Origin of the sequence: Lacinutrix algicola (assembly GCF_001418085.1) — a bacterium.
GTDB lineage: Bacteria > Bacteroidota > Bacteroidia > Flavobacteriales > Flavobacteriaceae > Lacinutrix > Lacinutrix algicola.
The window spans coordinates 63,723-75,552 of sequence record NZ_LIQH01000029.1; the positions used below are offsets into that span (position 1 = coordinate 63,723).

General features: G+C 31.5%; 8 protein-coding genes, 1 tRNA gene, 1 rRNA gene and 1 pseudogene. 8 read left to right on the forward strand and 3 right to left on the reverse strand.

Annotated features, from left to right (window positions below):
- Position 1 precedes the first annotated feature (1 nt).
- The 7 genes and pseudogenes from ftsA to ASC41_RS05445 all read left to right on the forward strand — a co-directional run bounded on the left by ftsA (position 2) and on the right by ASC41_RS05445 (position 8,477).
- Complete coding sequence (gene ftsA / locus ASC41_RS05415; RefSeq protein WP_055435623.1) at positions 2–1,306, forward strand: cell division protein FtsA; 1,305 nt, start codon at positions 2–4, stop codon at positions 1,304–1,306.
- A gap of 62 nt (positions 1,307–1,368) precedes the next feature.
- On the forward strand, positions 1,369–3,339 hold the full coding sequence (ftsZ, locus tag ASC41_RS05420; protein WP_055435624.1) for a cell division protein FtsZ: 1,971 nt from the start codon (positions 1,369–1,371) through the stop codon (positions 3,337–3,339).
- A 146-nt stretch (positions 3,340–3,485) separates the two neighbouring features.
- Positions 3,486–3,935, forward strand: a complete 450-nt coding sequence (locus tag ASC41_RS05425) for a GatB/YqeY domain-containing protein (RefSeq protein WP_055435625.1) — start codon at positions 3,486–3,488, stop codon at positions 3,933–3,935.
- A 12-nt stretch (positions 3,936–3,947) separates the two neighbouring features.
- Positions 3,948–4,021, forward strand: a tRNA-Arg gene (locus ASC41_RS05430).
- A gap of 98 nt (positions 4,022–4,119) precedes the next feature.
- Positions 4,120–6,522, forward strand: a complete 2,403-nt coding sequence (locus ASC41_RS05435; RefSeq protein ID WP_055435626.1) for an O-antigen ligase family protein — start codon at positions 4,120–4,122, stop codon at positions 6,520–6,522.
- Between the two features lie 80 nt (positions 6,523–6,602).
- Positions 6,603–7,463, forward strand: a complete 861-nt coding sequence (locus ASC41_RS05440; RefSeq protein WP_055435627.1) for a zinc-dependent peptidase — start codon at positions 6,603–6,605, stop codon at positions 7,461–7,463.
- Positions 7,464–7,536: 73 nt separating this feature from the next.
- Positions 7,537–8,477: pseudogene (locus ASC41_RS05445) on the forward strand (pyridoxal-phosphate dependent enzyme).
- Between the two features lie 6 nt (positions 8,478–8,483).
- On the opposite strand, the gene rpe reads toward ASC41_RS05445, so the two are convergent.
- From rpe to ASC41_RS05460, 3 genes are all read right to left on the reverse strand, one after another.
- Positions 8,484–9,146, reverse strand: coding sequence for a ribulose-phosphate 3-epimerase (rpe, locus tag ASC41_RS05450; RefSeq protein ID WP_055435628.1), 663 nt, complete (start codon positions 9,144–9,146; stop codon positions 8,484–8,486).
- Positions 9,147–9,189: 43 nt separating this feature from the next.
- Entirely contained in the window at positions 9,190–9,597 is a 408-nt protein-coding gene (locus tag ASC41_RS05455) for a BLUF domain-containing protein (protein ID WP_083477149.1), read from the reverse strand.
- Between the two features lie 130 nt (positions 9,598–9,727).
- Complete coding sequence (locus ASC41_RS05460) at positions 9,728–10,591, reverse strand: sigma-70 family RNA polymerase sigma factor (RefSeq protein WP_055435630.1); 864 nt, start codon at positions 10,589–10,591, stop codon at positions 9,728–9,730.
- A gap of 994 nt (positions 10,592–11,585) precedes the next feature.
- Here ASC41_RS05460 and ASC41_RS05465 point away from each other — a divergent pair.
- Positions 11,586–11,830, forward strand: a 16S ribosomal RNA gene (locus ASC41_RS05465); the annotation flags it as partial.

The following is an 11,830-nucleotide window of genomic DNA, read 5'->3' on the forward strand; positions in this document are numbered from 1 at the left end:
TATGGAACAGAATTTAGCAGTTGGATTAGACCTAGGAACCACAAAAATTGTGGCTATGATTGGTCGTAAAAATGAATATGGTAAGGTTGAAATTTTAGGCATTGGTAAGTCTAAAAGTTTAGGTATACATCGTGGTGTTGTAAATAATATTACGCAAACAATTCAATCTATTCAATTAGCTGTTCAAGAAGCGGAAGCAGCAGCAGCTACAAAAATAGAAGGTGTTACAGTGGGTATTGCAGGACAGCATATTCGTAGTTTACAGCATAGTGATTATATTACAAGAGCAGATTCTGAAACGGTAATTGATGAAGATGATATCGAGCGTTTAATTAATCAAGTGCATAAACTTGTTATGTTACCTGGAGAAGAGATTATTCATGTATTGCCGCAAGAGTATAAAGTAGATGGGCAAGCTGAGATAAAAGAGCCTATTGGAATGTATGGTGGGAGATTAGAAGCTAATTTTCACGTTGTTGTTGGTCAAGTGTCTTCAATTAGAAATATCGGACGTTGTGTAAAAAGCGCAGGTTTAGAATTAGAAGGTATTACACTTGAGCCATTGGCATCTGCAAATGCAGTGTTAAGTCAAGAAGAAAAAGAAGCAGGTGTTGCTTTAATCGATATAGGAGGAGGAACAACAGATTTAGCCATTTTTAGAGATGGAATTATTAGGCATACAGCTGTAATTCCTTTTGGAGGTAACGTAATAACCGAAGATATAAAAGAAGGTTGTTCTATAATCGAGAAGCAAGCAGAGTTATTAAAAATTAAGTTTGGTTCTGCTTGGCCAGGTGAGAATAAAGATAATGAAATTGTTTCTATTCCTGGATTAAGAGGTAGAGAGCCAAAAGAAATAACACTTAAAAATCTATCTAAAATTATTCACGCAAGAGTAGTTGAGATAGTTGAACAGGTATACGTAGAAATAAAAAATTACGGTCACGAAGAACAGAAAAAGAAGCTAATAGCTGGTATTGTTTTAACTGGTGGAGGTGCACAATTAAAACACCTAAAACAATTAGTTGAATATATAACAGGAATGGATACAAGAGTAGGTTATCCAAACGAGCATTTAGCAGGAGATAGTGATGATGCTATTACGAGTCCATTGTTTGCAACAGCTGTTGGTTTAGTAATGGATGGTTTAAAACGTCAAGATCGTGTAAAAGCAGAAGAAGTAATAGAAAATGAAATAGAAGAAGAGGAAGAAGAAGAAATAATAGAACCAGTAGTAAAACCAAAGCGCTCTTTTTTAGATGCGTTAACAGAGCGTGTTAAAGATTTTTTAGACAACGCTGAATAATAAAAATATTAAAGAGACGCTGTATACAGCGTCTAAAAATTGATCCAAATAAATAGAATTTTATGAGCAACAAAGAATTCGAAAGTATCGCCTTTGATTTACCTAAAAATCAATCTAACGTCATCAAGGTTATTGGTGTTGGTGGAGGTGGTAGCAACGCTATTAACCACATGTTTCAACAAGGTATTAAAGGAGTAGATTTTGTTATCTGTAATACAGATGCGCAAGCACTTCAAAATAGTGGTGTACCAAACAAAATCCAATTAGGAGTTAATTTAACTGAAGGATTAGGAGCAGGTGCAAACCCAGATGTTGGGATGCAATCTGCTGTAGAAAGTTTTTCAGACATCCAGCAAATGCTAGGAACAAATACTAAAATGGTATTTATTACAGCAGGAATGGGAGGTGGAACTGGAACAGGAGCAGCACCAATTATTGCTAAAATGGCCAAAGAAATGGACATTTTAACTGTAGGTATTGTAACTATGCCTTTCCAGTTTGAAGGAAAAATGCGTAACGAACAAGCACAAATAGGAATTGAAAAACTTCGTAATGAGGTAGATTCTTTAATTGTGATTAATAATAATAAATTAAGAGAGGTTTATGGTAATCTTGGTTTTAAAGCCGGATTCTCAAAGGCAGACGAAGTCTTAGCGACAGCTTCTCGTGGTATTGCAGAGGTGATTACACATCACTATATGCAAAACATTGATTTACGTGATGCCAAAACTGTATTAAGTAATAGTGGTACCGCAATTATGGGTTCTTCTACTTCTTCAGGGCAAAACCGTGCATTCGAAGCAATTTCTAAAGCATTAGATTCACCATTATTAAACGATAATAAAATTACTGGAGCTAAAAACGTATTGTTGCTAATCGTTTCTGGTTCTCAGGAGATTACTATTGATGAGATTGGTGAAATTAACGACCATATTCAAGTAGAAGCAGGACATGGCGCTAACATTATTATGGGTGTTGGTGAAGATGAGTCTTTAGAGGAGTCTATTGCTGTAACAATTATAGCAACTGGTTTTAATATAGAACAGCAAGATGAGATTTCTAATACAGAAACGAAAAAAGTTATTCATGCTTTAGAGGAAGATCAAAGTATAGAAAAGAATTTAACATCAAATGATGCAGCTCCAGCGGTAGTTGCGCCAGAGGTTATAATACCAAAACCAGAACCACCAAAAGTTGTAAAACATACTTTAAATTTAGATGATGATACCGAAGATCCTTTAAGTGTAATGGAGATGAATTTGGTAAATAAACAAAGAAGTGTTTCTTTAGAAGCTTTAGGATTGATTCCTACTTCGGAAGTTATCAAAAATATCGATGTTGTTTATGATGAAGTTGTAGCAACCTTTAATACTGAAGAAGAATTTGTTATTACTTCAACTAATAATAATGCAAACAATTTTATTGCAAGTGAATCTGAAGAGGAAGAAGATGAAAAGCAAATAACGTTAAGTTTCGACATGCCTATCAAGGAGGAAAGTGTAGAGGTTGAGTTAGAAACAGAGCAGAATATAATTTTCGATTTAAATGAAATTGAAGTAACAGATCACGTAGAATTAATTCCAGCTACCGAAGTTAGTAATAACGAAGAAGTGAGACACGCTCTTGAGGATTATGCAGAGCCTGTTATGTCTTTCAATACAAAAAAGCAAGAAGTTAAAGTTGAAGAAGTTGTAGATGAAGAGATTGTTTTCGAAAAGAAAGTAATTACTCAAGAGGAAGTAGAAACTTCTGAAGAGGATCTAGATCCAATGAACAGTTCTATTTCCGATATTTTAAAAGAAAGAGCAGATGATAGAAGATCAAAAATGAAGTCTTTTAATCATAAATTTAATGCTGCTAAAATAGATGATATTGAGAAAATTCCAGCTTATAAACGTCAAGGTTTAAGTTTGGATGAAGCGAGACATTCGTCATCAGAAAGCACCGTGTCTAAAACAACATTAAGTATAGATGATAATGATGATATTCAATTAAGAAATAATAATTCATTTTTACATGATAATGTAGATTAAACACTATTTAATAATAGTATAAATACTATATTTTATTCTTTTAAACCCAAAACGACCTTCACGTTTTGGGTTTTATTTTTTAAATGCAGAGGCTTTATTAAGCTTCATACTTTTTCCTATCTTCGTAACCTAAAAACATATATAACATGAGTTTATCAGCAAATATAATGACAGCCTTAAAAGAGGCAATGAAAAGCAAAAACACTGTTGCCTTAACAGCTTTAAGAGCGGTTAAATCTGCAATATTGTTAGCTCAAACCGAAAGTGGTGCTAAAGAAGAATTAACAGAAGAACAAGAACTTAAAATATTACAAAAACAAGTAAAGCAACGTAAGGATAGTGCAGCTATTTTTTTAGAGCAAGGAAGAGAAGATTTAGCTACTCCAGAATTAGAAGAAGCAGAAGTAATCTCTCAGTTTTTACCAGAGGCTATGAGTGAAGAAGCTGTTGGGAAACTTGTAGAAGATGCAATTGCAAAAACTGGAGCAGAAGGCATGAAGGATATGGGAAAAGTAATGGGCATAGTTAATCAAGCTGTTGCAGGAAGAGCAGATGGTAAAACAATTTCTACAATTGTAAAAAGTAAATTGTCTTAAGTAATACTAAAAGGCTGTGTAGCTCAATTGGATAGAGCACTGGATTTCGGCTCCAACGGTTGTAGGTTCGACTCCTATCACGGTCACAAATAGAAAATAAAGAGGTTATTTAATTAAATTGGTTAGAACTTTGTTCAATTAATTTCATTTTGTAATTTGTTTTGGTAATTTATAATCTAATAGAATGAAAAGGCTTTTAAAGAAAACTAGTAATGCAAATTATGCTATTATTTTTTTATACTTAATAACAATGTTTGTACCTTCTTTAGGTGCCTTCGATTTCGCAGCAACACAATGGTTTTACATAGGGATACTAAATGTCGTAGTCTTTTCGTATTACTTATTTGTGCCGGGATACTTGTCCTTTTCTTTTACTAAGTATGTGAAGTTATTTTTTGGTATTCAATTTTTAACATTTATAGTGTCTTGTTTATCCATGACGCAGTCAATAATTATTGATGAAAGCCTAGTTTATATATCAAGAATAGTCACTTTTATATTTAGTGTTTTTAATTTGTATATAGTTTTTAGAGATAAAAAACTGTTTAGCTTTTTAGGAATAAGCATCTTGATAAGTGTCTTTTTATTTATAGAATCTTTTGAAGTTGTCTATTATTTTTTATCTAATTCTAGTGAATTAAGAACGGCTGAGTTATTACAGAATATTCCGCATCGTTATGGTAATAGAAATATCCTTGCCAGTGCATTAGTAATTAAGTTGCCATTTGTATTGTATGTTTTTCAGCAGTTAAAAGGTTTAAAAAAAGCACTTACCTTAATAGTTATCTTTTTTGTAATAACAGGTCTGTTTTTAATTGGAGCTAGGACAGCAGCATTAATTATGGCTATAATGTTGACAATCTTTTCGGTAGCTTATTTTCTAATTTCAGAATATTCTATCAACAAAAGCGTTTCTATTGTCTTGCCATTAGTAATTGCGGCATTTGTTGCTTTTGGGTTTTCTTTGTCTATAAATAAGATACATGAAGGAAAGTTTAACTCATACGAAAACTTGTTTGCTACTAAAGCAGAGAAAGATTTGTATAACCCAAAAGGTAAAGCAAACTTAGTTGATGGTAACGGAAGATTGGGAATCTGGAATTCTGCTATTAAAGATTTTAAAAAATCACCTGTTATAGGTGTTGGAGTAGGTAATTATAGACATAATTCAAAAAGTGATCTTGCTATAAAACGAAGTAATAAACAAATTATATTTTCTACTCATGTACATAATGATTTCCTGCAAGCTTTAGCTGAAACAGGTATAGTAGGATTTATTTTGTATTTAAGTGTTTATGTATTAGGCTTTATACTACTAATTATTTACTTTAAGAATTTGAAAACCAATTCTGAAAAGTTCTTCGTTGTAGTCATTTCTTTAGCCCTAATAGGGTATGCTATAGATGCCTTTTTTAACTTTCCTCACGATAGAGCTCCAATTCAAGTTGTATTTGCATTAGTTCTTGCAATTATTTTAGGTCTTTCACATACAGAAGATCAAGTTACTGGTAAGACTGAAATTTCAAAAAGAAATAAATTAATAGGATTCTCTATAGTTTTTCTAATGTTATTAAATAGCTTTAATCTTTTTAGGGATTATAGGGCATCAAAAGTGCAATTCACATTAATGAAGGAGTTAAAAACTAAAGATGCCTTTACTCAAAAATTTAAATACTCCTACAAACAAGTAATTAGTATGTTGCCGGACTATCCTTATGTAAACCAAATAGGAACTACAAACGACGATATTAAAGCAATGTTTGCTATTAATGATAAAGAGTACGATATCGCATTAAAATATTTAGATACATCTATTGCTAGAATAGAGAACGATATGTGGCCACGAACTCTAAAAGCTATGACTTATAATGTTCTTAAGAAAGAAGATAGTGCATTTGCTTATTCTAAAGAAGTTTTTGATGCAGTACCAAGTGTAGAATCTAATTTCTTTATTCTTAAAGATATTTATAAGAAACGTAAAGATACAGTGGCATTGTTTAACTTGTACGATAGACATTTTAATGTAAGACCTAAAAATATTACTGGTTGGTTGCACATGTGTAATGATATAAGAATATATTATAGAGATGATTCTTTAGCTTTAAGTAAAGTTAATTACGCGTTAGAAAGTTATCCCTACGACAAAGAGCTTTTAAACTTTAAAAGTGAACTTGATAAAATCATGTCTAAGAAATCTAAATCTGACGCTATCGCAAGTAAATTGGGTAAAGATGTTATAGACGAAATGACTAAGTATTTTAAAGAAGGTAATAGTTATTTTGATAAGAAAGAGTATGCTAATGCTAGAATTGAATTCTTGAAAGTTTTAGAATTAGAGCCAAATAACTTGCCAACACATTTTAAATTAGGTTTACTTGAGAATCTAACAAAAAATTATAAAGAAGCTATTCCTTATTTTACAAAGGTAATTGACGATAAGTATTTAGGTAACGGAAGACCAGAATATAGTAGAGGAGTATCTTATTTAAAGTTAAATGACAATTCTAATGCTATAAAAGATTTTAAAGTAAGTAGGAATAAGAAATGGCCAGCTGCTTTAAAACTCAGTGATGCTTTCTTTAAATAACGTAATTGCACTAGATTAATTATTGTTCTTTTTTGTAGAATAATAGTAGTGTTTTTTATTCGTTTTAATATTTTTATTAAATGAATTTATTATTTTTCTATGTGTTACAAGAGTCTGCAGAAATACAATCAGAAGTATTTTTATTAATATTTTATATTGGTATTGCAACTGTAACTGGTTATCATTTCTTTAAATTTTTAGAGCAAGTCTACGCAAGGAAAAAATTAAAGCCATTTTATGTTTTTAATCATTTATTTAAAAGAAAATTAAATAAAGATCAAATTAATATTTTAGAAGATCAGTTCGATTTTTATAATAAATTAACCAAAAAGGAAAAAAGTAATTTCCATCATCGCATGGTTTGTTTTATTCGCGACAAGAAATTTGTCGGGAGAGAAGGTGTAGAAATAACAGACGAGATAAAAGTGTTGGTTTCTGCAACTGCAGTAATGTTAACTTTTGGTTTTAGAAAGTATTTAATTAATACACTCGATTTTATAATAATATATCCATCTCAGTACTACTCTAAGCAAAGTCAACAAAATCATAAAGGCGAGTATAATCCCAAGTTAAGAAGCTTAGTCTTGTCTTGGGAAGATTTTACAGAAGGTTATAATATTGGAAACGATAATTTAAATCTTGGTATTCATGAGGTCGCTCATGCTTTGCATTTTAATAGTTTAAAAGAGAATGATATTAGTGCGTATTTATTTAAAAATAGATTTTTAGATTTAACAGATTTTCTTCAGCAAAATCCAGATGTTAGAGCTAAGCTTATAAGTACTAAATATTTTAGAGCATATGCTTTTACTAATCATTTCGAATTTATTTCAGTATTAGTAGAGTGTTTTTTTGAAACTCCTGAAGAATTTAAAGCACATTTTCCAAAAGTATATAAATATGTTCAACAAATGCTTAACTATAATTTTGCAAACTATTAACTGCGGTTAAATTTTAGGAATACTCTAAAAATTTTCATAAAACTTATACTTGATATAACTCTTAAATAAAACTATGAATAAAGAAACACTTTCCAAAACAAGTAAGCTTATAAAACCATACATTCATAAAACAGCAGTTTTAAGCTCGCAATTATTAAATAATATAGTAGGAGGAGAGTTGTTTTTTAAATGCGAGAATTTTCAAAAAATGGGAGCCTTTAAAATGAGAGGAGCAACAAATGCCATTATGCAACTTACCGAAGCTCAACTAGAAAAAGGTGTGGTAACACATTCTTCAGGTAATTTTGCTCAGGCGGTTTCTTTAGCGGCAAAAAGCTTAGGTGTAAAAGCATACATTGTTATGCCAGAAAATGCGCCACAAGTAAAAAAAAATGCTGTTTTGGGTTATGGTGGTAGTATTACGGAATGTGAATCTACAATAGAAGCTAGGGGGAATACAGCTAATGATATTGTAGAAAAAAAGGTGCAACTTTTATTCATCCATCTAATAATTTAAACGTTATTATAGGAAACAGTACTGCAGCAATAGAATTGTTAGAAGATTATAATAATTTAGATTATATAATTGCACCAGTTGGTGGTGGTGGATTAATTGCAGGTACAGCATTAGCAGCTCAATACTTTGGAGGTAAATGTGAGGTTGTTGGAGCAGAGCCAATGGAGGCAGACGATGCTTACAGATCTTTACTCAGTGGTAAAATAGAAAGTAATAGTACTACAAATACCATTGCAGATGGATTAAGAACAGAATTAGGAGATATAAATTTTCCGATAATTCAACAACAAGTAAAACAAATTATTAGAGTAGAGGACGCTGAAATAATTTCAGCAATGCAATTAATTTATCAACGATTAAAAATTGTTGTAGAGCCATCAAGTGCAGCAGCATTAGCAGCTGTTATAAAACAAAAACACCAATTTTTAAATAAAAAAATTGGTGTAATATTATCAGGAGGTAATGTAGATTTAGCTCAGTTACCGTTTGGTAAATAATGGCTATTATTTATTAGCTAAGTCTTTTAAATTCTTTATTGTTTCTGGCTGATTACTGCTTTTAAAAACATGGCTTCCTGCAACAAAAACATCAGCGCCAGCTTCCACTAATTTCTCAATGTTTTTATCTGTAACACCACCATCAATTTCAATTTTTGTATCAAGACCTTGCTCATCTATCATTTTACGCAATTTCTTCACGCGCTGGTAAGTGATTTCTTCAAATTTTTGACCGCCAAAACCAGGATTAATAGACATTAATAATACCATATAGCATTCTGGAAGAATATCTTCTAAAACCGAAATAGGTGTAGTTAGATTTAAAACAATACCAGCTTTACAACCTGCATCCTTTATTTGTCTTAGTGTTCTGTGTAAATGTACAGTAGATTCGTGGTGAACAGTAATAATGTCTGCACCAACCTTAGCAAATTCTTCAATGTAACGCTCAGGTTTTTCAATCATTAAATGAACATCTAGAGGTTTTGTAGCGTGTTTTTTAATAGCTGCAATTACTGGCATTCCGTAAGATATATTTGGAACAAAGTGACCATCCATTACGTCAATATGAAACCAATCGGCATCACTATTATTAACCATTTCTGTATCACGTTGTAAGTTGCCAAAATCGGCAGCAAGCATTGAAGGTGCAATTAATTTAGTAGACATTTTATTTAGTTTTGTGTTGTTCGCACAAAGCTAATGCTTTTTATTATTTGTCGCTAAGTAGGTCTTCAATTATTTGTAAAAACAGAGCACTGTTTTTATTGTTATTTTTCTCTAATTCTAAAACATAACTTTGTAAACTATAAAGAGCATCTATGTCTTTAACAACAGAATATCCAATTTTAAAAGATTTAAAACTAAGCTTAGTAATAGGTTTGTTTAAAAACTCAATAATGTTAGAATGCCTGGAGTCTTTTTTTATTTGCTCATATAAAGTGTCAATTATAATAGGATTACCTTCTATTACTTGAAAAAACAAATTGTTTCTTTTAACCAAAACACCATTAATGTTATGGATATTATTTTTAGATTGAGTTTGGTTAAATAAAGCCTCCAACTCCATGAGTTTTAAAGAAGAATTCACTTCACTTGTGTAGCAAATAGTTTTAAGCATGTTTAAATATAGTAATTTAAAATAATCAAATAAGATGTAAAATGAGTGAACCCAGAGTAATCAGCTCTGGGTTCTTCATCAATCAAAAAACGAACAGTTATGAATAACTGTTTGTTAACGTAACTTAGGTTTATCCTAAGTAAGTTTTTAATATTTTACTTCTAGAAGTATGTTTCAATCTTCTAATAGCTTTTTCTTTAATTTGTCTTACACGTTCACGTGTTAAGTCAAAAGTTTCACCAATTTCTTCTAATGTCATTGGGTGTTGGTTTCCTAAACCAAAGTATAATCTAATTACATCAGCCTCACGAGGCGTTAGTGTTTCAAGAGCACGTTCAATCTCAGTACGTAAAGACTCATGTAAAAGCTCACGATCAGGATTTGGAGACTCACCAGAATTTAATACATCATAAAGGTTAGAATCTTCACCTTCAACTAAAGGAGCATCCATACTTACGTGACGTCCAGAATTCTTCATAGATTCCTTAACGTCATTAATAGTCATGTCTAATTCCTTAGCAATCTCTTCAGCACTTGGTGGGCGCTCATGTGCTTGCTCTAAGAAAGCAAAAGTTTTGTTTATTTTATTAATAGAACCAATCTTGTTTAATGGTAAACGTACAATACGAGACTGTTCAGCTAAAGCTTGTAAGATAGATTGTCTAATCCACCATACAGCATAAGAGATAAATTTAAAACCACGTGTTTCATCAAAACGTTGTGCCGCCTTAATTAAACCCAAGTTACCCTCATTAATTAAATCTGGTAATGTTAAACCTTGGTTTTGGTATTGCTTAGCTACCGATACAACGAAACGTAAGTTAGCCTTAGTCAATTTCTCAAGTGCGATTTGATCGCCAGCCTTAATACGTTGTGCTAATTCAACTTCTTCATCTGCGGTAATTAAGTCAACTTTTCCAATTTCTTGTAGATATTTATCTAACGATGCGGTCTCACGGTTGGTAACCTGCTTGGTAATTTTAAGTTGTCTCATCTAAATAAGTTATAATTTGTGCCCGAAAATGGACGTGAATATTTTGCTATCAGTGTTTATACGTATAAAGAGTATATTTTGTTACAAAAAAAATTATTTATTTTGTAAGTATGTTTTTTTACGGTCCAAAATTATATATGGTTTAAGTAAAACCTTCCATATTCCTAGGCGTATGGTTTAATATTTATTTCAATAAAACAACACATATAATATTTATTAAATATTTTGGGCGTTACCTAAAGGTCGGGCTTTTCACTATATCTTTTTACTGAAAAAGCAAAAAGGATGACGTTTCAATCCCTAACGCGTGATCTATGTAAACTATTCTTAACACAATAATAAAGTAATTATAATACAGCAGTTTCACAAAACCAATAAAGTGAGTAAAAGAACCAGAAATCAGGGTATATATAATAAGGACAAAGTGAGTAATAAAATCACAAATAAAACAGCACTTCAACTCCTTGATTAGTAGTTGTTAAAACCGAGTCTAAAAAAGAATAATAATAAACATTAAAATAAAGCTTGTGTAAGTAAAAAACAGTTGTACATTTGCAGCCGCTTAGCGCCGCAGTCACAACGACAAGGTATAAAGCGAAGTTCATTACAAAGACGAAATAAAATAATATAAAAAAGATTCAAAAAAGTCTTTTTATATTAAATAAAGGTTGTAAGTTTGCAGCCGCTTAAAACGTCAACGTTAAGAGCAAAAAAGTTCAGTGAAATATCGGTGTTTAAAAAGAGAAAAAAGTTTTTAATTTTTAATCAAAAAACATTGCACAGAATTAAAAAGGGTTTTACATTTGCAGCCCGCTAAGTAAATTAAATTTTAGTTAGCAAATACAAGATAAGAAACAAGTTCATACACATATTGAATTGACAGCGTAAGTTTATAACTGGAAACGGTTATAGACAAACAAGAGAATAAACCATTCGAGTACTAATTTAATTTCTTTGGTTGTTAAGCATATTAGTGGAAACACTTAAAAATTTAACGATGAAGAGTTTGATCCTGGCTCAGGATGAACGCTAGCGGCAGGCTTAACACATGCAAGTCGAGGGGTAACAGAGTAGCTTGCTATTGCTGACGACCGGCGCACGGGTGCGTAACGCGTATAGAATCTACCTTATACTAAGGAATAGCCTTTGGAAACGAAGATTAATGCCTTATAGTATGATGACTTGGCATCAAGATATCATTAAAGATTACGGTATAAGATGACTATGCGTTCTATTAGC